A 23802-nucleotide genomic window follows, 5' to 3' on the forward strand; every position below is an offset into this window, starting at 1 on the left:
GAAAGGTCTTTCGTCACGGTTGTGTGACGACACCGAGGGCGGTGAGGAGGTCCTCCCGGATGCCCCGGAAACCGGGGTCGGTGATGGAACGGGGTTTGTCGAGATCCACGTGGCGGTCGACGGCGATGCATCCTTCGTCCAGCACGACGATCCGGTCGGCGAGGACGATCGCCTCGTCGACGTCGTGGGTCACGAGCAGCACCGTGGGGCGGTGCGCGCGGACGAGGTCGTCGAGCAGTCCGTGCATCCTGATGCGGGTCAGGGCGTCGAGCGCGCCGAACGGCTCGTCGGCGAGCAGCAACTGCGGCTCCCGCACCAGGGCCCGGGCCAGCGCGACACGCTGTTGCTCCCCACCCGAGAGTTCGAGCGGCCAGGCGTCCTCACGTCCGGCCAGGCCGACCTCGGCCAGCATCTCGGATCCCCGGCTCCTCCCCTGCCTGTCGAGTCCGAGCGTGACGTTGTCGAGCACGCGCAGCCAGGGCAGCAGGCGGGAGTCCTGGAAGGCGACGGAGACCTTCTCCGGTACCGCGAGTGCGCCGCCGCGGATCTCCACGTCGTAGTCGAGACCGGCGAGCGCACGCAGCAGGGTGGACTTCCCGGATCCGCTCCTGCCGAGCAGGGCGACGAACTGCCCTTCGGGGATCTCGAGATCGAGCCCGTCGAGGACGTTCCGGTCGCCGAAGCCGCGGATCAGGCCGCGGATGCGTACGGCGTTCATCCGCCCAGCGTCTTCCGCCAGGCGAGCGCGCGACGCTCGAGCAACCGGAGGCCGGCGTCGGATGCCAGACCGAAGACGCCGTAGACGAGCAGCCCGACCAGGATGACGTCCGGCTGACCGTAGTTCTGGGCGTTGAACATCATCTTGCCCAGACCGCTCACGGCATTGATGCTCTCGACCACGATCAGGGTGAGCCACGCACCGGTCACCGCCAGGCGCAGACCGAGGAAGAATCCGGGCAGCGCTCCCCGCAGCACCACCTTCCACACGAACTGTGCGCGCGTGAGACCGAGGACCTCGGCGAGTTCGACGTAACGCTGTTCGAGTGCCGTGAGGGCGTTGTGCGTCTGGATGTAGATGGTCACGACCGTCCCGAGCGCGATCACCGTGATCTTGAAGGTCTCGCCGATGCCGAGCCACAGGATCAGCAGCGGGATGAGACCCAGCGTCGGGATCGCGCGCTTGAACTGCACGGGGCCGTCGATCAGGGCTTCACCGGTGCGGGTCAGGCCGGATGCGAGCGCGAGCGCGGTGCCGATGACGCATCCGATCACGAAGCCGAGCACGGCGCGGCTCAGCGATGCCAGGATGTGTTGTTGCAGAGTTCCTTCCGCGACGAGTTCGACCGCGCTGGTCACCACCGTCCAGGGAGCGGAGAGCTTGCGGTCGTCGATCCACCCGGCACCCGAACCGGTCGCCCACGCGGCGAGCAGCAGAACCACGCCGGTCATGCGCGAGAACGGGACGGCCTTGCGGAGACCGAGCCGCCGAAGCGGCCTGATCCCGTCCGTCGGTGGCGGATCGACGGGGTCCGGCGGGCGGGCGCCGACCTCCACCGGTTGTGTCAGTGTGCTGGTCACGAATCCGACCCCTTCCGGTACTCCTGCGGAACCGACTCCGCGGCAATCGTTTCGAATCTGCGATCGAAGATCTGCTCGACGTCGAACTCGTCGAACCATCCGGCCTCGTCGAGCAGTTCCGAGGTCTCCTGCGTCCATTCGATCGCGGAGTCCCAGTCGGTGGGATATGCCGGTTTCTGGCCGACGGTGTCGACGATCCGCCTGCCGTCCTCGTACGAGACCCCCTCGCTCTCGACGTAGTACTTCCGGATCCACTCGTCCCGGTTCTCCCATGCCCAGACGTCGCCCTGCGCCCACAGCGGGATGAACTCCTTGATCGCTGCGACCTTCGCGGAGTCCTCGAGCACGGACACCGGAGCCCACAGAACACTCAGCGCGTCGACCTCGGGCGTGAACACCCCTCGCGCACCCTCGGTTTCGTACTGGTTCAGGTACTTCGTGAGGGTCGGTTCCGCCAGCGGTGCGACGTCGACCTGTTTCGCCTGGAGCGCCGTGAGGAACTGAGTGCTCGGCAGTTCGACGAATTCCACCTCGTCGAGGCCGATTCCGGCCGACTTCAGCGTCCGGAGCACGACGACACCCTGAGCCTGCCCCGGCGACAACGCGATTCTCCTGCCGCGCAGGTCGTCCAGCGAATCGATGTCGGTACCGGGTGCCGTCGCGAGCGAGTACTGCGGCGAATCCTTCTCGCGTACGGCGACGATCCTGGCGTCGAGCCCGGTGGTATGGGCCTGGATGGGAGGAATGGCGGCATTGGCCGCGAGATCGACGGCGTCGCCGCGGAACGCCTGGATGACGTCGGGACCGGCCGAGACATCGGGCCAGTCCGACACCGTGAACGGCAACTCGTCGATACGGCCGGTCGCCTCGAGCTGGATACGAGTGGGCTTGACCGCGATGCTCAACGACGTCCCCGGTGGAATCTCCTCGGGGAGTTCGGCGTCGGCGGACAATCCCCCGGTCGAACCGCCGGCGCACCCTGTGAGCACGACGCTCAGTGCGGCCGCGACGACGATCGGAGCGCGCGATCTTCGAGAGCGCACGAGTGAGGACACGGTCATGAGAACTCCTTGCGAAGGTGAACGGCGCGACGTCGCGCGGAATGCGCCGACGCGCGCTACCGGAAGACGAACGGGAACCCGAGCGCAGGCCCGGCCCCGAGAGGAACGATCCCGAAATCATCGGTCGCGGTTCGGAGAACAGCGACAGTGCGGACAGCCGCGGAACCGCGATCGGTCGACGACGCGACACGCACGGTGCTCGCGACGCGAGACGCTGCGGCCTGCGATCACGCTCCGGCCCATCGCTCTCCCCCGTCTGCCCGGCTGTGGACGTCCTCTGTCCGCACAGCATCGCCGGTGACGGTATCGGCCGCGTGGAACGTCCCGACAGGGATCGACGCACGGTGAAATCAACTCGGGAAACCGGAGTACGGAATATTTCGACGCCGTGTTCGGATGGCGCACAGAATAATTCGAGCGACTGGCTTTTCCTGGGAAATGACGTATGGTGTGGTCCTGTCGAGTGGTTGTTCATCGAAGATGGAGTGACAATGGCCGACAAGGGCAAGAATCCGAAGAAGCCTGCGAAGTCCCTGAAGGAACGTCGCCAGGAGAAGCGGCAGAAGGCCGCCGAAGCCGGCGAGTTCATTCGTAAGCGGAAGCGGAGCTGAATCCGGTTGCAGGCCATGGATCTCGAGATCGCAGCGCTCGAAGCGCTGTACGAGAAGATAAGTGGATTGTCCGGTCGGGAAACGGGCACCGACGCACAGCGGCACGGATATCGTGCCGCATTGGCGCGTGCACGGGTGTTCGTTCTCGACGAGCGAGCCGGCGCGATGAAACAGCCGGCCTGAGAAAGAGAAATCGGTACTGGAATGAAGCGGACGCTGCATGCCCTGGACAAGATCCAGGAACGACTCGAATCGGAACTGGATTCGAGGCCTCCCGCCTCCGAGAAGGACGCCGGCTACCGGTCCGGTATCTCCGAGGCACTGGTGTGCGTGATGGAGGTGCGGCAGTCGCTCGCACGGTGAGTACGCCGTGAAACCGGTCGGCCGTGCGTTCCCGCCACGGGGGAACGCACGGCCGTACACCGTCGTGGTGGCGCGGTACGGCCCGAACCTGGAGAATGGGAAAGTTCTACTTTCCATCCACAGGAGGCACTCGTGGCCGACGGACCGCTCATCGTCCAGTCCGACAAGACCGTGCTCCTCGAGGTCGATCACGAACGGGCGAACGAGGCGCGGCAGGCGATCGCACCGTTCGCCGAGCTCGAACGCGCCCCCGAGCACATCCACACCTACCGGGTGACGCCGCTGGCACTGTGGAACGCGCGTGCCGCCGGTCACGACGCCGAGCAGGTCGTCGACGCGCTGGTCTCGCATTCCCGGTTCGCCGTCCCGCAGGCCCTGCTCGTCGACATCGTCGACACCATGGGCCGCTACGGGCGCCTCCAGCTGGTCAAGAACCCCGCGCACGGCCTGACCCTGGTCAGCCTCGACCGGGCGGTGCTCGCCGAGGTCCTGCGGAACAAGAAGATCGCCCCGATGCTCGGCGCCCGCATCGACGACGACACCGTGATCGTGCATCCGAGCGAGCGCGGACGCGTCAAGCAGATGCTGCTGAAGATCGGCTGGCCGGCCGAGGACCTCGCGGGGTACGTCGACGGCGAGGCGCATTCGATCTCGCTGGACTTCGAGACGAACCCCTGGCACCTGCGCGACTACCAGGAACTGGCCGCCGACTCGTTCTGGTCGGGCGGCTCGGGTGTCGTGGTGCTGCCGTGCGGCGCCGGCAAGACGATGGTGGGCGCCGCCGCGATGGCGAAGGCCGGCGCGACGACACTCATCCTCGTGACGAACACGGTCGCCGGCCGCCAGTGGAAGCGCGAGTTGATCGCCCGCACCTCCCTCACCGAGGACGAGATCGGTGAGTACTCGGGTGAGAAGAAGGAGATCCGCCCGGTCACCATCGCCACCTACCAGGTGATCACCCGCAAGTCGAAGGGTGAGTACCGCAATCTCGAGTTGTTCGACTCCCGCGACTGGGGGCTGATGATCTACGACGAGGTGCACCTGCTGCCGGCGCCGGTCTTCCGCATGACCGCCGACCTGCAGTCCCGCCGCCGCCTCGGCCTCACCGCGACCCTCGTGCGCGAGGACGGACGCGAAGGCGACGTCTTCTCGCTCATCGGCCCGAAGCGGTTCGACGCGCCGTGGAAGGACATCGAGGCCCAGGGCTGGATCGCGCCTGCCGACTGCGTGGAGGTCCGCGTGACCCTCACCGACGCCGAACGCATGGCGTACGCGGTGGCCGAGCCCGAGGAGCGGTACAAGCTGTGCTCGACCGCGCGCACCAAGATCCCGGTGGTCAAGTCGATCCTCGAGCAGCACCAGGACGCCCCGACACTCATCATCGGTGCCTACATCGATCAGCTCGACGAGCTCGGTGAAGCGCTCGACGCCCCGGTCATCAAGGGGTCGACGAAGACGAAGGAACGCGAGGCGCTGTTCGACCGGTTCCGGTCGGGCGAGTTGAAGGTGCTCGTCGTGTCGAAGGTCGCGAACTTCTCCATCGACCTGCCGGAGGCCTCGGTCGCGATCCAGGTGTCGGGCACCTTCGGTTCGCGGCAGGAGGAGGCCCAGCGTCTCGGGCGGTTGCTGCGTCCGAAGCACGACGGTGGGCAGGCGCACTTCTACTCCGTGGTCTCCCGCGACACCCTCGACGCCGAGTACGCCGCGCACCGCCAGCGGTTCCTCGCCGAGCAGGGTTACGCGTACCGGATCACCGACGCCGACGACCTGCTCGGACCGCAGATCGGCTGACGCGGAGTTCTCCGGAAGCGCGGATCACAGGGACCAGCGTCACAGCGGTCGGTATTCCTGTTCGGGACGGCCGGTGGTGCCGTAGCGCAACTGCATCCGCAGGCGTTTTCTCGCGACAAGGGCCGCGAGATAGCGCTGGGCGGTCGCGCGCGACACCCCGATCGTCACGGCCACCTCCCCCGCCGACATCGGTTCCGGTGATTCCCGCAGCGCCTGCATCACGAGTTCCTCGGTCATCGAACGCGAGGGTGCCGGGCGGGCGGCCGGCAACACCGGTCGCAGTGCGGCCAGCGCCGTGTCGATCTCGGTCTGGGTGAGCTCCTCCCCCGCGACGACCCTGCGGTACTGCGCGTAGGCCGCCAGGCGGCGGGCCAGTTCGGTGCTCGCGAACGGCTTGACCAGGTACACCAGCGCACCGGCGGCGATCGCCGCCCGCACCGTCGTGCCCTCGCCGGCGGCACCGAGCACGAAACTGTCGCATTCGAGACTCCGGATCAGGTCGACCCCGGAGCCGTCCGGCAGATACACGTCCACGAGGGCGAGATCGACGGGACCGGACCGAACGGCGTCCCGAGCTGCCGCGATGCTCCCGGCGACCGCGCAGACCTCGAATCCCGCCACACCCGAGACCACGGATGCGTGGAGTTCGGCGACGCGGAAGTCGTCGTCGACGACGAGGACCTTCAGATCCGTTCCGCCCATCCCCTATCCCTTTCGTCGAGCATCCCGGGCAGCGTCGCCAGGAAGACCGCACCCCCGGTCGGATTCTCCGGTGTGCGCTGCCCGCCGCGGTCCGCCAGCACGACGTCGCCGCCGTGCAGCCGTGCGATGCGCCGTGCCAGCGCCAGCCCCATTCCGCGACCGCCGGGCACCGTCGGATCGCTGCGGGTCGTCGCACCCTCGACGAAGACGTCGGGCAACGCGGGATCGACGCCGTCGCCGGTGTCGGCGACACTCACGTGCAGGTCGACACCGGCCTCCATCAGTTCGACCTCGACCTCGGCCGGTGTGCGCCCGCTCGTGCGTGCCGCCTCGATCGCATTGTCGAGCAGGTTCCCGAGCACCGTGGTGACGTCGACGGGCGCCCGCACGGTGGCGTGCACCCACGTGTTCTCGCCGAGCACGAGCGCCACTCCCTGCTCGCGCGCATGCGCGGCCTTCGCGACGAGGAAGGCGTGCAGGTAGGGGTCGGTGATCGCGTCGATGCCGTCGAGCTGCTCACCGAGCGGACCCGAACCCAGGATCTGTTCGATGTACTCGAGCGCCTGCTCCGCGTGCCCGCGGCGGAGCAGTCCGTCGAGCAGGTGGAGGCGGTTCGCGAATTCGTGCCGCTGGGCCCGCAGCGCCGTACTCATCGCCTTGACGGCATCGAGTTCACGCGTGAGCGTCTCGATGTCGGTCCGGTCCCGCACCGACATCACCGTGCCGAGATCCCGGCCGTCGCGCACCACGCGCCGCGAGACGGCGACCACGACCCGGTCGCCGGTGGTCGCCGCGACCGGGATGCCGTCCGCGGCGCGCAGCACGTCGAGCAACCGCGGGGTCATTCCGAGGGTGTCGACGCTGTGGCCGATTCCGTCGTCGAGGTCGACGCTGTGGCCGATTCCGTCGTCGAGGCCGACGCGGTGGCCGATCCTGTCGTCGAGATCGAGCAGGCGACGCGCCTCGGCATTGACGACCGTGACGATGCCGCGGGCATCGGTGCCGACGACCCCGTCGGAGATCCCGTGCAGCACGACCTCCTGTTCGCGGACCAGCTCGGTGAGCTGTTCGGGTTCGAGTCCCAGGGTGAGTCGCTTCCAGCGGTTGGCGAGCAGCAACGACCCGGCAGCACCGCACCCGAGCGCCGCGAGCGCGATCAGTGCGGCATCGGCGAGGTCGCTGCGCAGATCGGCGCGCACCCGGTCGGTGGCGATGCCGACGCTGACCTCCCCGACCACCCTGCCCGAGACGGGATCACCCACCGGCACCTTGGCCCGCACGGAATCGCCGAGCGTGCCCGACTCGCTGGTCACGACCTCGCGTCCGGCGAGCGCTTCGGTGGGGTCGGTGCTCACCCTCCGGCCGAGCTGCTCCGGATCGGGATGGGCGAGGCGGAGTCCCTGGTCGTCGGTGACCACGACGAACAACGCTCCGGTGGCGGTGCGGACTGCCTCGGCAGCCTGCTGCACCGCACCGGATGCGAGTTCCGGGTTGTCCGGGGAGACTACCCCGTCGTCCGCGGCCGAATAGCGTGCGACCTCGTTCCGCACGGTCGGGTCCGCGGACACCGACCGTGCGATCGCGAGCGCCCGCTGACCGTGCTCGTCGGTGACGCGGTCCTCGGTGGTGGTGGCGAACACCGTGAATCCGATGCCGAGTGCCACCGCCACCACCGCGGACTGGAGCAGAAGTACCTGGGTGCGAAGTTTCACGGCGTCGCTCCCGTTCGTCCCATCCGTCCAGTGTGGCCCGCGGCCGATCTCACCCGAACGGAATCTGCCCGAGTACCACCCCGACCACGAGCATCACGATCGAGACCACTCCGGCGCGCCACAGCACCTTGCGGTGGTGGTCGGCCAGCGGCACCCCTGCGAGGGTCACCAGCAGCAGGATCGCCGGGACCAGCGGGCTCTGCATGTGGACGGGCTGTCCGGTGATCGATGCGCGTGCCATCTCGACCGGTTCGATGCCGTACTGCGCTGCGGTCTCCGCCAGCACGGGGAGCACCCCGAAGTAGAAGGCATCGTTGGTCATGAAGAAGGTCATCGGGATGCTGAGCAGGCCGGTGATGACGGCGAGGAACGGGCCGAGTGAGTCGGGGACGACGCCGGTGAGCCACAACGCCATCGACTCGACCATGCCGGTGCCCTGGAACACGCCGGTCAGGACCGCAGCGGCGAACACCATCGCGACGACCGACACGATGCTCGACGAGTGCCGTGCGATCGCGGCGGACTGGTCGACGACGCGCGGGAAGTTCACGGCCAACGCGATGCCGGCGGCGATCATGAACAGCACGGGGATCGGCAGGATGTCGAGACCGAGGACGACGAGCAGCGCCACCGTGAGGATCGCGTTGAAGGGCAGCAGACGCGGACGCAGGGTCGGACGGTCGGGGTCGAGCCCGGCAGCCAACTGCCCGACCTCCCCGGCCTCGTCCGTGTCCTTGCCGACCGTCGTACCCACTCCGGACGGGCCGGCGCCGAGCGGCATCAGGTCGGGCTTCCAGGTCAGCTTCCCGATGCGGCGACGTTCGACGAAGCCCAGGTGGGCGGCGAAACCCAACACGACCACGAGTCCGACGACGAGCGACGGGATCATCGGGACGAACACGTCGGACGGGGACAACCCGAGCGCGCTGGCCGCGCGCACCGTCGGCCCGCCCCACGGGATGATGTTCATCGTGGCGTTCGCCAGTCCCGCGACGACGGTGAGGACGACGGGGCTGACCTTCAGTTTCAGGTAGAGCGGCAGCAGCGCGGAGGTGGTGATGATGAACGTCGTGGACCCGTCTCCATCGAGGGAGACGACCATCGCCAGCACCGCGGTTCCGATCACCAGTCGCGCCGGGTCGTCGCGCACGAGCCGCAGGATGAGCCGTACGAGCGGGTCGAACAGGCCGACGTCGATCATGATGCCGAAGAAGATGATCGCGAAGAACAGCAGTGCCGCTGTGGGGGCGAGACTTTCGACGCCGTCGACGATCATGTCGCCGATGTCGGTGCCTGCTCCGGCGATCAGGCCGAACGCGACCGGGATCAGGATCAGGCCGACGACCGGGGTGGCCCGTTTCGACATGATCAGGTACATGAACGTGGCGACCATCAGGAAGCCGAGGACGACGAGCATGGCGGTGCCCACTTTCTGACGGGGTCGGGGCCGGTCCGGGCACACGTCGACCACAGATCGCGGGCGCGACCGGAGGTTCGGTGTGGGGGTCCGGCTCGAAGCCGTGAGGGTTGTGTGATCTCTGCTACAGCAGAGTGTGTGGCCACGCCCCTCACCGAGTCACCGTTGCGCGCGATAGCGCCGTTGTGCGCATTCTGCTCGAGCCCGTCATGGTCGGCCGAAGGGGTCCAATAGGCTGGTGGCGTGCGCCGCTTCGACTTCCCTGTGGACCTGCCCCATGCCAAGGCCGTGAACCAGACCCTCGCGGATGTCCGTCGTCTGCGGTGGTCGGCGATATTCGTCGGCCTGGTGTGCGTCGCGGGTGCGGTGGGTCTGTTCCTGCTCGGTGAGGCCTGGGCGTACATCGTCGCCGCCGTGCTGGCGGTCGCGGCCGCGACGTCGGTGTGGGTGGCGCTGTGGGCGCCGCGCAAGGTGGGGACCATCGAGCAGCTCTACCGCGACAGCCCGCTCGTCCCGGCCGTCGTCGCCGCCGAGCGTGCCCGCGGGCTGACGCTGCTCGCGCTGGTCGACATCGCCAAGCCCGAGACGTCCGGCCGGCACTTCGCCCTGGTCACCCGCAACGTGGAGGCGGTGCCGGGTCATCGGATCGCGATCGGTGAGCGGGTGCCGTGTGCCGCCGTGCTGTCCGACCGCACGACCCGCAACGACTCGGGGGTGTGGCAGATGGTCGGCCCCATGCCGATCGCCTGGGGCACGCGTGATCAGAAGGTCATCGCCGACGCGGTCGCGCAGATCCCCGAGGTGGAGTGGCGCGTGCTGAAGGACAAGCTGAAGATGGTCGACCAGGTCGACGCCACCGACGAGCGTCGTCTCGAACTGGCGAGCAAGGAACTGCCGCCCGAATTGCGGTGACATGGAAGTACGCACGCTGACCGATGGCGTGGTGGTGCTCTCGCCACCGGGTCCGGCCGACGTCGACGCCATCACCGAGGCGTGCCGGGATCCTCTGATCGCCCGGTGGACCACCGTGCCCTCCCCCTACACCCGAGCGGACGCGCTGCACTTCGTCGAGGAGGTCGTTCCGGCCAAGTGGGCGCAGGGATGGCCCGACTGGGCCGTGCGCACCGCCGCGGACGGAGTGCTGTGCGGCATGGTCGGATTCGTTCCGCGTGAGCGATCGGATCCGGAGATCGGCTACTGGATCGCACCGACGACGCGACGCCACGGGCTGGCGACCGCCGCGGTGCGACTGGCATGCGGTTTCGCGTTCGCCCCGGACGGCATGAACGTCCCGCGGGTCGCGTGGCGTGCCTTCGTCGGCAACCGTGCCTCCGCCGCCGTCGCACGACGGGTCGGGTTCCGGTACGAGGGCATCGCCCGCAACGGCCTGCTCCAGCGGGGCGTACCGCGGGACGTGTGGGTCGCCGGACTGTCCGCCGACGACCCACCCGGACCTGTGGACGGCTGGCCCCTGTAGTCCTCGGGCTGTGGTCCTCAGGGACTGTGGGGATCACGCGAGGTGCGGGAGCACTTCCTTCTCGAGCAGTTCCAGCCCCGAGATGTCGTAGGCGGCTTCGGGAACGTAGAAGATCGCGTACTCGAGTCCCTGCTTCTTCAGCGCGGTCAGGTTCTCGACGATCTGCTCGGGAGTGCCGACGGCGGGCATCCCCCGGAAGGCGTCGAGCGCCCCGTCGGCCTTCTCCGCTCCGACGATCGGTTCGAGACGGGCCCGCAGTGCCTCGAGTCGGTCCTGCACCTCGGCTTCGGTGCGGCCGATCGCCACGTTGTAGTTGGCCGATCTCACGATGGCGTCGAAGTCGGTGCCGACCTCGGCGCAGTGCTCGCGCAGGATCTCCGATTTGCGCGCGAATCCTTCGGGTGTGCCGTCGAAGTTGGTGTACTGCGCGTACTTCGCGGCGATCTTCAGGGTCACCTTCTCACCGCCGCCGGCGATCCACAGCGGAATGCCGCCCTCCTGCAGCGGAAGCGGACGGACGATGGCTCCGTCGACGGTGTAGTGCCTGCCCGAGAGCGTCGCGGAGCCGGTGGTCCAGGCCTGCCGGAAGATCTGCACGCCCTCGTCGAGCCGGCGCAGCCGCTCGCCCGCCGGCGGGAATCCGTAACCGTATGCGCGCCATTCGTGCTCGTACCATCCACCACCGATCCCCATCTCGATGCGACCACCGGAGATGATGTCGGCGGTCGCCGCGACCTTCGCGAGGTAGGCGGGGTTGCGGTAGGCCATGGCTGTGCACATCTGGCCGATGCGCACACGGTCGGTGACGGCGGCGAAGGCCGACACGAGGGACCATGCCTCGTGGGTGGCCTCGTCGGTGGGTTCAGGGACGGTGTGGAAGTGGTCGTACACCCAGATCGACTCCCACGGGCCGCGATCGGCGCGGACCGCTAGGTCGCGCATCACCTGCCACTGATCGGAGGGCTCGATGCCGACGAGGTCCAGGCGCCAACCCTGGGGAACGAACAGTCCGAAACGCATGCGGCTCCTTCGCTGATAGGTACGGGGCGCGATGTCGTCCATCCACCCACAGGCTCCAGTGTGCAGTGCGACCGCCGAACATTCTTCCGAACTCCGGCGCTGTGCGCGACACGACGACTGCGCTCCCGTCGGATATCGGTGAGGGTGCTGCGTACCATCGGACCCATGGCCGGACGGACACGCGTGGCACTCGCCCTCGGCAGTGGCGGTGCCCGCGGATACGCCCATATCGGCGCCATCCGGGCGATCGAGGAACGTGGCCTCGAAATTGTCGGAGTCTCAGGCGCTTCGATGGGCGCGCTGGTCGGTGGCGTCTACGCGGCAGGCGCGATGGACTCGTACACCGAATGGGCCACGGGTCTGTCCCAGATGGATGTGGTGCGCCTTCTCGACCTGTCGGTCTCGGCCCCCGGCGCGATCCGCGCCGAACGAATCCTGTCCAAGATGCGGGAGATCCTCGGCGATGCGGTGATCGAGGAACTCCCGATTCCGTTCACCGCAGTAGCCACCGACCTCGCAGCAGGTCGCGCCGTCTGGTTCCAGCGAGGTCCCGTCCACGCTGCGATCCGGGCGTCCATCGCGATACCCGGTGTCATCACGCCGGTGATACTCAACGGCCGCGTCCTCACCGACGGCGGCACCCTGTCGCCCCTACCGATCGCACCGACGGTCGGCATGCCCGCCGACCTCACGATCGGAGTCAGCCTCGGTGGGGAGGAGCAGGGCTCGGCACGATCACCCGAGAACGCCAGCTCCGAGGCACGGCCCATCGAGGAATGGAAGGCACGTTTCCGGCGCAGCGCCAACCAGATGCTCGACACCGACATCGTGCGGTCGGTGGTCAACCGGTTCTCGACCAATGCGGCGAACGACGAGCCGCCGGAGGAGGACACCGAGGACACTGGCGACGTCGACGCCGACGATGCGCTCATCCCGAAGTTCGGACGCGTCGCGGTGATGAACCGGTCGCTCGACATCATGCAGTCGGCGCTGTCCCGGTTCCAGCTGGCGGCCTATCCGCCCGACATCCTCGTGGAGGTCCCGCGCACCGCGTGCCGAAGTCTCGACTTCCACAAGGCGGCCGAGATGATCGCGCTGGGGCGCGCAGTCGCCGAGGACGCCCTCGATCGTGCCGGTATCGCGGCCTCCGCCCCCACCGGTCCGGGGCCCGAGATCTCTGTCGACTCGTCACCGGACGAGCCCGGCTCGCCTTGACTGCTACCGAGCAGCGGCGACCGGCCGGTGTGTTTCGTACATCCGGAGAGCGACGATCAGCGCGGAGGTTGCGCTGACGGCCGCAGCGACTCCGACGGCGGCGTGCAGACCCATCAGGTCGGCGACGATCCCGCCGAGGACTGCCCCGACCGCGTAGCCGAGATCGCGCCAGACGCGGTAGACGCCGACGGCCCTGCCTCGCCAGACCGGGTGGACGACGTCGCCGATCACGGCCAGCAGGGCGGGATAGACCATGGCGGTGCCCGCGCCCAGCAGTACGGTGCCGGTCGCCCAGCCCGCGAATGCGTCGCTCAGCGCGATGACCGCCAGGGCGGCGGCCTGTGCGGCCATTCCCGCGGTGATCAGGTGCTTCCGGCCGATCCGGTCCGAAAAGGCTCCGGTGACCAATTGTCCCGCGCCCCACACTCCTGGATAAAGGGCGAACAGCAGGCCGATCTGTGCAACGGCGAGATCCGCGGTGGCGAACAACAGGGGAACAATCCCCCTGAGAGACCGAAATTGAGGTTGTTGACCAGTCCCGCCTGACTCGCCGAGGACAGAGCGGGTTCCCGAAGACTGGTCTGGGCCACGATCTCACGGTCGGTCAGGGCGGCGTGAAGGTGATCGTGGATCCCGTCGGCGCGGGCCACATGTTGCCCGGCGTCGAGCAGTGCGTGATCCCGAGTTTCCTTCACGAAGAAACCCGACAACACCAACGCCAGGGCTGTGTACGCGAGCCCCAACAGGAAGGGTGCCGGGCGCAGACCGAATTGCTCGGCCAGGTGACCGGCGAACAGTGATGTCACGGCGACAGCGCCGTAACCTGCAGCTTCGTTGAGTCCCATGGCCAGACCGCGCCGGGCCGGACCGACCAGATCGATCTTCATCACCACGGTCGTCGACCAGGTGAGCCCCTGGTTGATACCCAACAGTACGTTCGCGGCTACCACCCACCACCAGTCGGTGGCGAGAATCAGCATGAGAGGTACCGGCAGGGCGAACAACCATCCCACCAGCAGCACGGGTTTGCGTCCGTAGCGGTCGGAGAAGGTCCCGGCAAAGTAGTTCGCGGCGGCCTTGGTGATCCCGAAGGCGGTCACGTAGGTGAAAATGAATGTGTAACCGCTCAGCCCGAATTCGTTCTCGGCAAGCAGCGGCAGCACGGCCTGTTGCTGACCGACCATGCCTCCCACCAGGGCGTTGACCACCACCAACAGGGTGAACTGCGCGGCGTTGGCCCGCAGGCCCAGCACCGGAGGCCGGGGCGTGGCCCTGGGGCTCACGTCCCGGCCTCCGGGTCGGGGCCGACGGCTACGGCCGGTTCCGGTTCGGACACCGTCTCCATGGTTGTGACCGAGGTCAGCGACGGAAGAGCGAACGCACGCTTCGACGCTCGGCGCGGGCCGGGACGGTGTCCTGACCGCAGGTGCAGCGATCGGCGGCGGGCACGGAACGCAAGACGGCGTCGACATGCTGTCCGCATCCGCCCCATCCGGTCTTTCCGCAGTTCGGGCAGGCGACGGGGTAACACATGAGAGTCCTCCTCGATGAGAGTTCGCTACGGACCCGGCGAAGGGTCAGGAGCGGGAGGCTGCGCGTTGTTCGGCAACCTGGTCGTGGATCTCGGTCATATCGAGGGCCTCGATCCGGGTGATCAGGTCCTCGAGAGCCGGTGCCGGCAACGCGCCGGGCTGTGAGTAGACGAGCACACCTTCTCGGAATGCCATGATCGTCGGAATCGAGCGGATGTTCGCCATGGCGGCGAGCTGCTGCTCGGCCTCGGTGTCGACCTTGGCATGCACGATCTCGGGGTGTACCTGCGACGACTTGTCGAAGACCGGGGCGAAGGCACGGCACGGGCCGCACCACGACGCCCAGAAGTCGACGAGCACGATATCGTTGCCGACGATGGTGGATTCGAAGTCCGCCATCGTGAGGTTCTTCGTCGTCATCGTTTCCGTTCCTTTCTCCGGGCCGGAATGATCAGGCAGGGACGTGAGATTCGGCCCACGCGTTGTAGCCGCCGAGCAGGTCCGTGACGTTCTCGAAGCCCTGGGCCCGCAGCAGCGAAGCCGCCACGCTCGAACGCCATCCACCGGCACAGTGCACCACGATCGGCTTGCCGGCGGGAACCTGGTCCAGACGGGCCCGCAACTGCGCCAACGGGATCGGCACCGCGCCCGGGATCGTCCCGAACTCGCGCTCACCGGGGTTGCGGATGTCGACGAGGGTGACCGCGTCGGCGGCGAGCAAGCGGTCGAGTTCCTCGACGGTCGTCCGGGGTGCGGCCTCGATCAGGCCGGCCAGCTCCGCGGGGAAGGTCCCGTCCCGATCGACGTTCAGATAGCCTGCGGCACCGTCGGATCCGATTCGCGCCAGGCGCACCGCGGCGTCCTGCTCGTCACCGGGATAGGTGATCAGCACGATCTTCTCGCCGACCTCGGCGACCATGCCGCCGGTCTCGGCGAAACGCCCGTCGAACCCGACGTTGACCGATCCGCGCAGATGCCCAGCGGCGAAATCGTCGACGCTTCTCGCATCGAGAACACGCGTGCCGGCCTCGAGTTCGGCCTTCACCTGCTCGGGGTTCAGCTCGGGAATGGTGCGGTCCTGCAGCAGAAGCGGGTGCATCCGCTTGTTCATCGCGGCGTCGACCGAGAAGTACGACGGGGCGGCCGGCTGCCCTTCGGTGACCAGGGCGACGAAGTCGTCCTCGCTCATCGGTTGCACGGACGGATTCGTGGCGCGCTGCTCCCCGATGGTCGAGGTGAGTTCGGTCGACAGGTTCTTTCCGCACGACGAACCGGCGCCGTGAGCGGGCATGACGACGACCTCGTCGGGCAGCGTCAGCAACTTCTCGTGCACGGTGTGGTACATGGCCCGCGCCAGATCGCTGGTCGAGCCGTCTCCGAGGTTGACCAGGTCGGGACGGCCGACGTCGCCGATGAACAGGGAGTCGCCGGTGAGCACCGCGGTCGGGACGGCGCCGGGGTGTTCGCGCACCAACACCGAGATCGATTCCCAGGTGTGGCCCGGGGTGGACAGGATTTCGAGTTCGACCTCGCCGAGGGAGAGCTTCTCGCCGTCGCTCAGCCGGCGGATCGGGTAGTCGGTCTCGGCGGCTTCACCGAATCCGATCCACGCACCTGTGGCGTCGACCAGTTCGAGGTGGCCGGAGACGAAGTCGGCGTGGAAGTGGGTGTTGATCACACCTTCGATGGTCAGCCCGTACTTCTTTGCGTCGGACAGGTATTCGGTGATGTCGCGGCGGGGGTCGACCACGACCGCCCTGCCGGTGCTCTCGTCGCCGATGAGGTAGGACGCGTGGGAGAGGCACTCGATGTAGTACTGCTCGAGAATCATGGATTCCTCCGTTGCTGGATCCGGGTGATGTTCCGGCGATGTAGACATCGTGGCATATACCCCCTAGGGTATGTCAAGTACCCCCTGGGGTATCCGGGTTCGATTTCCCGGCAGCGCAGGATCGAGCAGGGAGTTACCGATGGAGAATCCGGAAGCCGATACCGCCGCCCTGCGACGCCTGCGCCGAGCACAAGGCCAGCTCACCGCGGTTATCACGATGCTCGAAACCGACCGCGATCTGCGCGAGGTGGTCATCCAGCTCGCAGCGACATCCCACGCGCTGCATCGCGCCGGATTCAAGATCATCTCGGACCGGCTCCGCCGATGCATCCTCGACGAACAGGACGCCGCCTGCGACGACCGCATCACCGAGAAGGAACTCGAGGAGTTGTTCCTCGGCCTCACCTGAGTTCACACGACAACACTCCTTGTGTATACCCCTGGGGGTATGTGTACGATAGTCGAAGAATACCCCCTGGGGCACTTCTATCAGCCCCATCCGATTCCCCGATCGAAAGGCCATTCATGATCGAGTCTGCTGTCACCGTCGACCCGAACTCCTTGCACGCGTCGATCGACTCCGGCAAGAACGTACGGATCATCGACGTCCGCACTCCGGGCGAGTTCGAGTCCGTGCACATTCCCGGCGCCTACAACGTCCCCCTGGACCTGCTGCGCGAGCACCGCGACGAGTTCTGTGCCCATTTCGACGAGAACGTCGTGCTGGTATGCAGATCCGGACAGCGTGCCGGTCAAGCCGAAGAGACCCTGCGCGGGGCAGGATTGTTCAACCTCCACATCCTCGCCGGCGGCATGCTCGGCTGGGAATCGGCCGGCCTGCCCGTCAACCGCGGCGCCGAACGCTGGGATCTCGAACGCCAGGTCCGGCTCGTCGCCGGTTCGCTCGTGCTGAGCTCGGTTCTCGGCAGCATCGCCGTGCCGAAGCTCAAGTGGCTCGCCGCCGGAATCGGCGGTGGGTTGACCTTCGCCGCACTGTCGAACACCTGCGCGATGGGCATGCTGCTGTCCAAGCTGCCCTACAACCGCGGCGCCTCGTGTGATGCCCAGAGCATCGTCGCGCAGCTGGTCCGGTCGAATACAGAACGCGCCGAGAGGAACTGATCATGATCGCGTTGACCGTAGCTCTGGCAGTCCTCGTCGGCGTCACCCTCGGACTGCTCGGTGGCGGAGGCTCGATTCTCACCGTCCCGCTACTCGCTTACGTCGCAGGCATGGACGCCAAGGAAGCGATTGCCACTTCGCTGCTGGTCGTGGGTGTCACGAGCGCGGTCGGCGCGATCTCCCACGCACGCGCCGGCCGCGTGCAGTGGCGCACCGGAATCCTGTTCGGCCTGGCCGGCATGGTCGGCGCCTACGGCGGTGGTCTGCTCTCACGCTTCATCCCCGGCACCGTCCTGTTGCTCGGCTTCGCCGTGATGATGATCGCCACGGCGATCGCCATGCTCCGTGGCCGTAAGAACAAAGCCGCGGCCGACGAGGGCGAGCGCGCGATGCCCGTGGGCAAGATCCTGCTCGACGGTGTGGTCGTCGGTCTGGTCACCGGCCTCGTCGGCGCCGGCGGCGGCTTCCTCGTCGTCCCGGCTCTGGCGCTGTTCGGTGGTCTGCCGATGCCGGTCGCGGTCGGTACCTCGCTGATCGTGATCGCCATGAAGTCCTTCGCCGGACTCGGCGGTTACCTGTCCACAGTGCAGATCGACTGGCGTCTGGCGGCGATGGTCACCGGTGCCGCCGTCGTGGGCAGCCTCATCGGCGGCCGCCTGACCTCACTGGTCGATCCGGACACCCTGCGCAAGAGCTTCGGCTGGTTCGTCCTGATCATGTCCTCCGTCATCCTCGCGCAGGAGATCCATCCCGGCGTCGGCATCGCCGCGGCGGCACTCACCGTCGTTGCCGCCGGCGCTACCTATGCCTGCAACCGCAGGGAGCACTGCCCGCTGCAACGACTCGGAGGACGCCCTCGCGCCGCCGTGGCGGCGGGCTGAGCGGAAGACTCGGAAGTGCTCACCCATTCTCGACGGACCCGATCCGAGGAGTTCACCATGCACGAAGTCGACACTGCCGCTCTGATCCAGGCGTGGGAGTCCGGAGCTCCGGTGCTCGATGTCCGCGAGGACTACGAGTACATCCAGGGCCACGTTCCCGGCGCCCAGTTGATCCCCCTCCCCGAACTGTCCGCCCGTGTGAGCGAGGTATCTCCGGGAGAGACCGTCTACGTCATCTGCGCATCGGGAAACCGGAGCAAGCGCGGAGCCGAGATCCTCGAATCGGCCGGACGGCCCGCGGTGTCCGTTGCCGGCGGGACGAGAGCGTGGGTGACTGCGGGCCGAGAGGTCCGGCGCGGCCCCACCGCCTGAGCATCGGTCGCACAACTCACACTCCGACCAGATACCCCCGGGGGTACACTGGTCTACAGAACTAGGAAAGGACGCCTCCATGGTCGGCGACGAAGACAGCATCGCACTGGTACTCAACCGGCTGCGCCGCGCACAGGGTCAGCTCGGCGGAGTGATCGCGATGATCGAACAGGGTCGTGACTGCAAGGATGTCGTAACCCAGCTCGCCGCGGTCTCCCGCGCTCTGGACCGCGCCGGATTCAAGATTGTGGCGAGCGGTTTGCGGGAATGTCTCACCGAGACGGCCCAGGACGGCAAGGAGCCGATGACCGAGGCCGAACTCGAGAAGCTCTTCCTCGCCCTGGCTTGACACCTCCCCATCCGAGAGAAAGCAGGACACCCATGACACTCGCACTCTCGACCACCCTGCATACCTCGTTCGACGATGCGGTCGAACGCACCCGCAAGGCACTGGCCGGGCAGGGATTCGGCATTCTCACCGAGATCGACATGAAGGCCACCCTGAAGGCCAAGCTCGGTGAGGAGCTGGAGGATTACATGATCCTCGGTGCATGCAATCCGCCGCTCGCCCACCGGGCGGTGACGGTCGATCGGCAGATCGGGCTCTTGCTCCCCTGCAACGTCGTGGTCCGCACCGACCCCGAGGATCCCGACACCGTGGTGGTCGACGCGATGAACCCACAGATGATGGTGCAGGTCGCCGATCAGCCGGGACTCGCGGAGGTCGCCGACGACGCCACCACCGCTTTGCAGGCCGCCATCGATTCCTTGAAGGCGGATACGGCACAGAACTGAAGCGACACCACGAGGGCCGGCACAGCGACTGTGCCGGCCCTCGCCCCGAACGGGTCAGGGATAGTTGGGATTGTTGTATTCGGGGATCTCGATGCTGATCGGGCGCAGTTCCCCCATGTACAGCAGGACGAACTGGCGCAGCAGTTCGTCGAAGGTCCAGTAGGCGTCCGGTGCCAACGGGAGCGGCAACAGCCCTTCGCGTACCGCGATGAAGGGGCCCCACGCGACGTCGAGCAGTGTGCCCCAGACGGGTTCGCGCGGAATGTGGAGCCAGTCGGCGACCTCGTCGCCGAGAGCGAACCGTGTCAGCGCACCGAGGATCGGGCGGGTCAACAGCGAGAAGTCCAGACCCTTACCGAGATCGAGCAGCATGTCGGCGAGTTTCACGCCCTCGGGTGTGGGCGCCAGGATCGGATCGAGCACCTCCTGCGCCTGGGATTCGGCGTCGTCCCAGGTCGCCGGGATGTACTGATCCTCGATGCCGAGCATGTGCGCGCTGACCTGCCACGAGTGCAGGAATCCCTCGGCCCCCGCAGCCGGGATGGGAACCTTCCACTCCCTGAGGGTGCGCATCACGCTGGTGGGCAGGCTGTGCCAGGTGACCATCATGTCGTGCTGGCTGATCGGCACGTCCTCAGGTGCCATATTGGCCCAGTGTGAGGACTGCGGAAGCAGATGCCGCACGCCGGCATGGACGAGTCTGGTCTTCACCGACGTGACGGTCATCTCGCCGTCGCCGAGATATGCATTGCGAGAACCGATGTCGTAACCCAGCTTCGCCGTCTTCGAGATACGGCCCTTCATGTTGGCGCCGCCCTTGGAGTAGTAGACGGCCAGCGCTTCCTTCGGGATGACCGTGCTCATCATCCCGCTCACGAATCCGTACAGGACACCGAGATACAGCCCGCGCTTCTCGTTGAAACGAACGGCCGTCTCGAGTTTCGCCGGATCGGCCCAGGACGGAAGCTGCCGGGCGTGTTCCATGAAATCGCGCAGGTCGTTCGGAAGCCCTTCGGGCAACGGCTGGGAGTTCTTCTTCCAGGTGCGCAGCAACTCGTTGACCCTCGGTACGTCGCCACGCTCGAGCAACGAGGCGACGAGCGGGTCGGCCTCGTTGTCCCACACCTGTCGTGGATCGGCACCGCTCCCCGTACCCCGTATCGATCCTGCCGGCGACCACCTCCAGGGCCGGGCCTGGGCCGGTGTCGCCACCGCGAACGCCCCCAATGCGCCCAGGAGGCCACCGGTTTTCAGAACGTCGCGCCTGCTCGGATTATCCATACTGTCGCTCCCCTACGACTCGTGGATGTAGCAATGAAACATTCGGAGTTTCTCTGTAACATCGAACCACACTGTGGCTCGGGTCACAATGGATCGTGAAATGTCACTGCTCGGGATGGTCGGCGACAGGACCGGGACGGTAAACTCTGGACTTCGAGGAGGACATGTGGATTCTGCGTCGCCGATTTCCCGAGCGGTCTCACCCGCCTCCCCACCGCCCCCTGCCGAATCGACATCGTTGCTGGAACGTGCTTTTCAGGACGCACTTCTCCTTCCGGACGAATCCGTCATGGGTATCGAGATCGACGAAACTCGTGTGCGTCTGCTCGATGCCGCCTACGACCAGTTCTGCCGGACCGGCATCCAACGCTCCTCGATGGAGGAGATCGCCCGCCGCGCGAAGCTGTCGCGAATCACCCTGTACCGCAAGTTCGAATCGAAGGATGCCCTCGTCGACGAGGTCATCATGCGCGAGTTCCGCCGCTACTTCCTGCGTTTCCTCGAGGACATCGCCCAGGCCGACACCGTGGCCGACCGCGTGGTCCTCGGATTCGTCAGCGCGCTGCGCGTCATCCGCACGAACAGACTGATCGGCAATCTGCTCGAGACCGAACCGGGGCTGTTCGCCGGCGCGATCGGTGGCGACGACGGAACGATGCTCGCCGCTGTCCGCCGTTTCGTCGCGGGGCAGTTGCAGCGCGAACAACGCGCCGGAACGGTCGCTGCCGACCTGAACACCGACCTGGTGGCAGAGATGCTCGTCCGTATGTCGGCGTCGTTCCTCACCACGCCGAGCCAGGTCGTCGACATCGACGACGACGAGGCCCTCGCGTCGATCGCCCGGCAGTTCCTCGTTCCGATGGTGCTGCCGGACTACGGCTCGACGCGGTAGTACCGGCCTTCGTCGTCCAATCGCGCACGCAGCGCTTCCAATACCTGCCGCTGCCCCTTGTGCAGCTTCGTCTCGGCGTCCGCGGCGACGACCCACCGGGCATCGTCGACCTCCGGGATCGTGATCCGCTTACCGGACTTCGGCGGCCATTCGACCTCGCACGTGTTGCTTTCGACGAACTGCAACTCGTCCGTCGTCTCTCCCGCGTAGATGCTGACGATCTTGCCGGACGACTGCCGGTAGCGACCGAGCAACGACAGCGGTACGTCCGGCGGTTCGATCCCGCATTCCTCGGTGAACTCGCGCAGGGCGACCTCCCGGGGATCCTCCTCCGGGTCGTACTCCCCCTTCGGCACCGACCAGGCCGCTTCGTCCTTCCCCTTCCAGAACGGACCACCGGGGTGGACGAGCCACACGCTGAGCAGACCGGTCTCGTCGATGCGGTAGAACAGCAGACCTGCACTGGTGGCGGCCATCATCGCTCCTGTATACCTGCGACAGGTTGACGCAGAATCGTTTTCAGTTTCTCGGGGGCCGTGCGGCGAGGGTCGGACAGGTAGATCTCGTGGTGGTCGCCGGCGAATGCCAACCCTCGTTCGGGCATCACCTGCGTGTGCAGGCGCTGCAGGACGGGGCCTTCGTCGTCGTACGGTCCGATGTGCAGGATCTGCAGCGCCCTGCCCTCCGTCAGCCGGAACGGCCGCACACGCGACAGGGACGGGAGCGGCTTCTTCTTCGCCCGGGCCTTGTCGCCCGCAGCCTCGATCGCGTCGTTCACCATGTCGTCGGTGATCCAGGGAGGCTGCGCGATGAGCATGCGCCACGACCAGGAGTCCTTGTCCCGCGTGAGGAAGGTGGTCATGTCCTCGCTCCACCACAGACCTTCGAGAGGTCCGACGACGAAATCCCGGCCGAGTTGCTTCTTGGAGGTGAACTTCAGGGTGTACGCCACCGCGTAGAGGGCCTCGACGGCATCGGCGTACTCCTCGGAACCGTTCGGATCACCCTTGCCGTCCACGGCGAGGTAACCGAACTCGGGAACATGCACCTCGACGAAATCCTCGGTCGAGCACGAGTACAGCTCGCGGTACTCACGCTTGATGTCGTATTTGTCCACGGCGGCCCTTCCGTTCGAGGACGAGAATAGGCGTCCGACGGCGTCCGTACGGGCGATCGACACCCCTTCGCCCCGGGGCCGATCGCGTCTAGCATCGTTCCCATGCTCGACGAGAGCACCCAGAAGACATTCGAGGAGAACCGCACCCACCTGCTGTCGGTGGCGTACCGCCTGACCGGCAGCATCGCCGACGCCGAGGACGCCGTGCAGGACGCATGGCTGCGACTCGCGGGCGCGGATGTCTCCGAGGTGCGCGACCTGCGTGCCTGGCTGACGACCGTCCTGGGACGGTTGTGCCTCGACAGACTGCGCTCGGCCGCGGTGCGCCGCGAGACCTACGTGGGCCAGTGGCTACCCGAACCCGTCGTGACGCCCCTCGGCTCCCCCGCTCCCCCGGACCCGCTCGACGAGATCGTGCGCCACGAGGACAACCGGCTGGCCGCGCTCGTCGTCCTCGACAACCTGACACCGGCACAGCGCGTCGCGTTCGTGCTCCACGACGCGTTCGACATCCCGTTCGACGACATCGCCCGCATCCTCGGCGTCGCCACCTCGACCGCCCGCCAGCTGGCCTCCCGCGCCCGCCGTACGGTCTCGGCCGTTCCACCGCCGAGTTCACCGGCCGAACACGAGGAAGCCGTCGGGCGGCTCGTCGCGGCCTTCGCGGGCGCCGACCTCGACGCCGTCGTCGCCGCGCTCCATCCCGACGCCCGCATGATCGGCGACGCCGGCGGCACGACGCGCACGGCGCTGAACGTCGTAATCGGGGCCGAGAAGGTCGCGCGGTTCATCCTCGGACTGCTGCGGCTCTACGGAGCCGAGGCGTTGACGGCCTTCGAACCGGTCCTCGTCAACGGCGAGCTGGGTCTGTTGAACCGCGGTCGTCCGGCCGAGAACGGTCGCCCGGGTTTCCCTCCGCGCGTGACGGCGTGGACCGTGCGGGACGGACGAATCTGGGCGGCTTACGACATCGCGAACCCCGAGAAGCTCGGACGCGGAGTGCTCCTGCCCGACAGCATCTTCGACTAGGTG

The 23802-nt window shown here is 67.2% G+C and carries 26 protein-coding genes and 1 pseudogene; 14 read left to right on the forward strand and 13 right to left on the reverse strand.

The features are described 5' to 3' along the window. Positions 1 to 13 precede the first annotated feature (13 nt). The 3 genes from B9C99_RS10885 to B9C99_RS10895 are packed head-to-tail and all read right to left on the reverse strand — an operon-like array spanning position 14 to position 2639. A complete protein-coding gene (locus B9C99_RS10885) occupies positions 14 to 739 on the reverse strand; it encodes an ABC transporter ATP-binding protein (RefSeq protein WP_088897870.1) in 726 nt (241 codons plus the stop codon). Beyond that, entirely contained in the window at positions 715 to 1578 is an 864-nt protein-coding gene (locus B9C99_RS10890) for an ABC transporter permease (RefSeq protein ID WP_088897821.1), read from the reverse strand. The genes B9C99_RS10885 and B9C99_RS10890 overlap by 25 nt, the downstream gene beginning before the upstream one ends. Continuing rightward, entirely contained in the window at positions 1575 to 2639 is a 1065-nt protein-coding gene (locus B9C99_RS10895) for a PhnD/SsuA/transferrin family substrate-binding protein (protein WP_088897822.1), read from the reverse strand. Before B9C99_RS10895 ends, B9C99_RS10890 begins: the two co-directional genes overlap by 4 nt. A 626-nt stretch (positions 2640 to 3265) precedes the next feature. Between B9C99_RS10895 and B9C99_RS25830 the strand changes: the two genes are divergently transcribed. The 3 genes from B9C99_RS25830 to B9C99_RS10900 all read left to right on the forward strand — a co-directional run bounded on the left by B9C99_RS25830 (position 3266) and on the right by B9C99_RS10900 (position 5404). Beyond that, a complete protein-coding gene (locus tag B9C99_RS25830; protein ID WP_016691300.1) occupies positions 3266 to 3433 on the forward strand; it encodes a hypothetical protein in 168 nt (55 codons plus the stop codon). 21 nt (positions 3434 to 3454) lie between these two features. Continuing rightward, positions 3455 to 3613: a hypothetical protein gene (locus B9C99_RS25835; protein WP_016691299.1), complete on the forward strand. Its 159-nt coding sequence runs from the start codon at positions 3455 to 3457 to the stop codon at positions 3611 to 3613. Between the two features lie 132 nt (positions 3614 to 3745). Next, entirely contained in the window at positions 3746 to 5404 is a 1659-nt protein-coding gene (locus tag B9C99_RS10900) for a DNA repair helicase XPB (protein WP_088897823.1), read from the forward strand. A 39-nt stretch (positions 5405 to 5443) separates the two neighbouring features. Here the strand turns inward: B9C99_RS10900 and B9C99_RS10905 are convergent, their stop codons facing one another. Genes B9C99_RS10905 through B9C99_RS10915 form a run of 3 tightly spaced genes read right to left on the reverse strand, consistent with a single transcriptional unit; the run spans position 5444 to position 9235 of the window. Next, a complete protein-coding gene (locus B9C99_RS10905) occupies positions 5444 to 6106 on the reverse strand; it encodes a response regulator (protein ID WP_016691297.1) in 663 nt (220 codons plus the stop codon). Next, positions 6088 to 7818 carry a sensor histidine kinase gene (locus B9C99_RS10910; RefSeq protein ID WP_088897824.1) on the reverse strand — a complete coding sequence of 577 codons (1731 nt, stop codon included), beginning with the start codon at positions 7816 to 7818 and terminating at the stop codon, positions 6088 to 6090. Before B9C99_RS10910 ends, B9C99_RS10905 begins: the two co-directional genes overlap by 19 nt. A gap of 49 nt (positions 7819 to 7867) precedes the next feature. Beyond that, complete coding sequence (locus B9C99_RS10915) at positions 7868 to 9235, reverse strand: CitMHS family transporter (protein ID WP_026060963.1); 1368 nt, start codon at positions 9233 to 9235, stop codon at positions 7868 to 7870. 243 nt (positions 9236 to 9478) lie between these two features. On the opposite strand from B9C99_RS10915, the gene B9C99_RS10920 reads away from it, so the two are divergent. Beyond that, a complete protein-coding gene (locus tag B9C99_RS10920; RefSeq protein WP_024103075.1) occupies positions 9479 to 10147 on the forward strand; it encodes a DUF3239 domain-containing protein in 669 nt (222 codons plus the stop codon). Between the two features lies 1 nt (position 10148). After that, positions 10149 to 10712, forward strand: a complete 564-nt coding sequence (locus B9C99_RS10925) for a GNAT family N-acetyltransferase (protein WP_088897825.1) — start codon at positions 10149 to 10151, stop codon at positions 10710 to 10712. A 33-nt stretch (positions 10713 to 10745) separates the two neighbouring features. On the opposite strand, the gene B9C99_RS10930 is transcribed toward B9C99_RS10925, so the two are convergent. Then, entirely contained in the window at positions 10746 to 11732 is a 987-nt protein-coding gene (locus B9C99_RS10930; RefSeq protein ID WP_088897871.1) for an LLM class F420-dependent oxidoreductase, read from the reverse strand. Positions 11733 to 11897: 165 nt separating this feature from the next. Here B9C99_RS10930 and B9C99_RS10935 point away from each other — a divergent pair, with 165 nt between their 5' ends. Next, positions 11898 to 12947, forward strand: coding sequence for a patatin-like phospholipase family protein (locus B9C99_RS10935; protein WP_037189806.1), 1050 nt, complete (start codon positions 11898 to 11900; stop codon positions 12945 to 12947). 3 nt (positions 12948 to 12950) lie between these two features. On the opposite strand, the pseudogene B9C99_RS10940 reads toward B9C99_RS10935, so the two are convergent. The 3 genes and pseudogenes from B9C99_RS10940 to B9C99_RS10950 form a co-directional block, all read right to left on the reverse strand. Beyond that, positions 12951 to 14230, reverse strand: a pseudogene (locus B9C99_RS10940) (MFS transporter). A 294-nt stretch (positions 14231 to 14524) separates the two neighbouring features. Beyond that, entirely contained in the window at positions 14525 to 14899 is a 375-nt protein-coding gene (trxA, locus tag B9C99_RS10945; RefSeq protein ID WP_016691289.1) for a thioredoxin, read from the reverse strand. Between the two features lie 31 nt (positions 14900 to 14930). Next, complete coding sequence (locus B9C99_RS10950; protein WP_064852757.1) at positions 14931 to 16310, reverse strand: rhodanese-like domain-containing protein; 1380 nt, start codon at positions 16308 to 16310, stop codon at positions 14931 to 14933. 139 nt (positions 16311 to 16449) lie between these two features. Between B9C99_RS10950 and B9C99_RS10955 the strand changes: the two genes are divergently transcribed. From B9C99_RS10955 to B9C99_RS10980, 6 genes are all read left to right on the forward strand, one after another. Beyond that, on the forward strand, positions 16450 to 16719 hold the full coding sequence (locus B9C99_RS10955; RefSeq protein WP_016691287.1) for a metal-sensitive transcriptional regulator: 270 nt from the start codon (positions 16450 to 16452) through the stop codon (positions 16717 to 16719). 116 nt (positions 16720 to 16835) lie between these two features. Next, positions 16836 to 17432: a rhodanese-like domain-containing protein gene (locus tag B9C99_RS10960; RefSeq protein WP_064852759.1), complete on the forward strand. Its 597-nt coding sequence runs from the start codon at positions 16836 to 16838 to the stop codon at positions 17430 to 17432. A gap of 2 nt (positions 17433 to 17434) precedes the next feature. Beyond that, a complete protein-coding gene (locus B9C99_RS10965) occupies positions 17435 to 18313 on the forward strand; it encodes a sulfite exporter TauE/SafE family protein (RefSeq protein ID WP_088897826.1) in 879 nt (292 codons plus the stop codon). A gap of 57 nt (positions 18314 to 18370) precedes the next feature. Beyond that, positions 18371 to 18685 (forward strand): rhodanese-like domain-containing protein, encoded by a 315-nt coding sequence (locus tag B9C99_RS10970; protein WP_064852828.1) that lies wholly within the window; start codon positions 18371 to 18373, stop codon positions 18683 to 18685. Between the two features lie 79 nt (positions 18686 to 18764). Further along, complete coding sequence (locus B9C99_RS10975) at positions 18765 to 19034, forward strand: metal-sensitive transcriptional regulator (protein ID WP_016695659.1); 270 nt, start codon at positions 18765 to 18767, stop codon at positions 19032 to 19034. Positions 19035 to 19066: 32 nt separating this feature from the next. After that, entirely contained in the window at positions 19067 to 19480 is a 414-nt protein-coding gene (locus B9C99_RS10980) for a DUF302 domain-containing protein (protein WP_016695660.1), read from the forward strand. Between the two features lie 54 nt (positions 19481 to 19534). Here B9C99_RS10980 and B9C99_RS10985 read toward each other — a convergent pair whose 3' ends face one another. Continuing rightward, entirely contained in the window at positions 19535 to 20761 is a 1227-nt protein-coding gene (locus tag B9C99_RS10985) for an oxygenase MpaB family protein (protein WP_088897827.1), read from the reverse strand. Between the two features lie 289 nt (positions 20762 to 21050). On the opposite strand from B9C99_RS10985, the gene B9C99_RS10990 reads away from it, so the two are divergent. Beyond that, positions 21051 to 21653: a TetR/AcrR family transcriptional regulator gene (locus tag B9C99_RS10990; protein WP_082937732.1), complete on the forward strand. Its 603-nt coding sequence runs from the start codon at positions 21051 to 21053 to the stop codon at positions 21651 to 21653. Here B9C99_RS10990 and B9C99_RS10995 read toward each other — a convergent pair. Next, positions 21635 to 22129 carry an NUDIX domain-containing protein gene (locus B9C99_RS10995; protein ID WP_088897872.1) on the reverse strand — a complete coding sequence of 165 codons (495 nt, stop codon included), beginning with the start codon at positions 22127 to 22129 and terminating at the stop codon, positions 21635 to 21637. The two genes, B9C99_RS10990 and B9C99_RS10995, sit on opposite strands and share 19 nt — an antisense overlap. Then, positions 22129 to 22770, reverse strand: coding sequence for a GyrI-like domain-containing protein (locus B9C99_RS11000; RefSeq protein WP_088897873.1), 642 nt, complete (start codon positions 22768 to 22770; stop codon positions 22129 to 22131). The genes B9C99_RS10995 and B9C99_RS11000 overlap by 1 nt, the downstream gene beginning before the upstream one ends. Before the next feature lie 102 nt (positions 22771 to 22872). Here B9C99_RS11000 and B9C99_RS11005 point away from each other — a divergent pair, with 102 nt between their 5' ends. Then, complete coding sequence (locus tag B9C99_RS11005) at positions 22873 to 23799, forward strand: sigma-70 family RNA polymerase sigma factor (RefSeq protein WP_088897828.1); 927 nt, start codon at positions 22873 to 22875, stop codon at positions 23797 to 23799. The last annotated feature ends 3 nt before the right edge of the window (positions 23800 to 23802 follow it).

The organism is Rhodococcus sp. BUPNP1, assembly GCF_002215235.1.
In the GTDB taxonomy this organism is placed as follows: domain Bacteria; phylum Actinomycetota; class Actinomycetes; order Mycobacteriales; family Mycobacteriaceae; genus Rhodococcus.

Bases quoted from the DNA above. Each gene is read 5' to 3' on its own strand.
- B9C99_RS10895 (WP_088897822.1), bottom strand. From the start codon at position 2,639: ATGACCGTGTCCTCACTCGTGCGCTCTCGAAGATCGCGCGCTCCGATC.
- B9C99_RS25830 (WP_016691300.1), top strand. From the start codon at position 3,266: ATGGATCTCGAGATCGCAGCGCTCGAAGCGCTGTACGAGAAGATAAGT.
- B9C99_RS25835 (WP_016691299.1), top strand. From the start codon at position 3,455: ATGAAGCGGACGCTGCATGCCCTGGACAAGATCCAGGAACGACTCGAA.
- B9C99_RS10905 (WP_016691297.1), bottom strand. From the start codon at position 6,106: ATGGGCGGAACGGATCTGAAGGTCCTCGTCGTCGACGACGACTTCCGC.
- B9C99_RS10915 (WP_026060963.1), bottom strand. From the start codon at position 9,235: ATGCTCGTCGTCCTCGGCTTCCTGATGGTCGCCACGTTCATGTACCTG.
- B9C99_RS10925 (WP_088897825.1), top strand. From the start codon at position 10,149: ATGGAAGTACGCACGCTGACCGATGGCGTGGTGGTGCTCTCGCCACCG.
- B9C99_RS10930 (WP_088897871.1), bottom strand. From the start codon at position 11,732: ATGCGTTTCGGACTGTTCGTTCCCCAGGGTTGGCGCCTGGACCTCGTC.
- B9C99_RS10935 (WP_037189806.1), top strand. From the start codon at position 11,898: ATGGCCGGACGGACACGCGTGGCACTCGCCCTCGGCAGTGGCGGTGCC.
- trxA (WP_016691289.1), bottom strand. From the start codon at position 14,899: ATGACGACGAAGAACCTCACGATGGCGGACTTCGAATCCACCATCGTC.
- B9C99_RS10950 (WP_064852757.1), bottom strand. From the start codon at position 16,310: ATGATTCTCGAGCAGTACTACATCGAGTGCCTCTCCCACGCGTCCTAC.
- B9C99_RS10955 (WP_016691287.1), top strand. From the start codon at position 16,450: ATGGAGAATCCGGAAGCCGATACCGCCGCCCTGCGACGCCTGCGCCGA.
- B9C99_RS10960 (WP_064852759.1), top strand. From the start codon at position 16,836: ATGATCGAGTCTGCTGTCACCGTCGACCCGAACTCCTTGCACGCGTCG.
- B9C99_RS10965 (WP_088897826.1), top strand. From the start codon at position 17,435: ATGATCGCGTTGACCGTAGCTCTGGCAGTCCTCGTCGGCGTCACCCTC.
- B9C99_RS10970 (WP_064852828.1), top strand. From the start codon at position 18,371: ATGCACGAAGTCGACACTGCCGCTCTGATCCAGGCGTGGGAGTCCGGA.
- B9C99_RS10975 (WP_016695659.1), top strand. From the start codon at position 18,765: ATGGTCGGCGACGAAGACAGCATCGCACTGGTACTCAACCGGCTGCGC.
- B9C99_RS10980 (WP_016695660.1), top strand. From the start codon at position 19,067: ATGACACTCGCACTCTCGACCACCCTGCATACCTCGTTCGACGATGCG.
- B9C99_RS10985 (WP_088897827.1), bottom strand. From the start codon at position 20,761: ATGGATAATCCGAGCAGGCGCGACGTTCTGAAAACCGGTGGCCTCCTG.
- B9C99_RS10990 (WP_082937732.1), top strand. From the start codon at position 21,051: ATGGGTATCGAGATCGACGAAACTCGTGTGCGTCTGCTCGATGCCGCC.
- B9C99_RS10995 (WP_088897872.1), bottom strand. From the start codon at position 22,129: ATGGCCGCCACCAGTGCAGGTCTGCTGTTCTACCGCATCGACGAGACC.
- B9C99_RS11005 (WP_088897828.1), top strand. From the start codon at position 22,873: ATGCTCGACGAGAGCACCCAGAAGACATTCGAGGAGAACCGCACCCAC.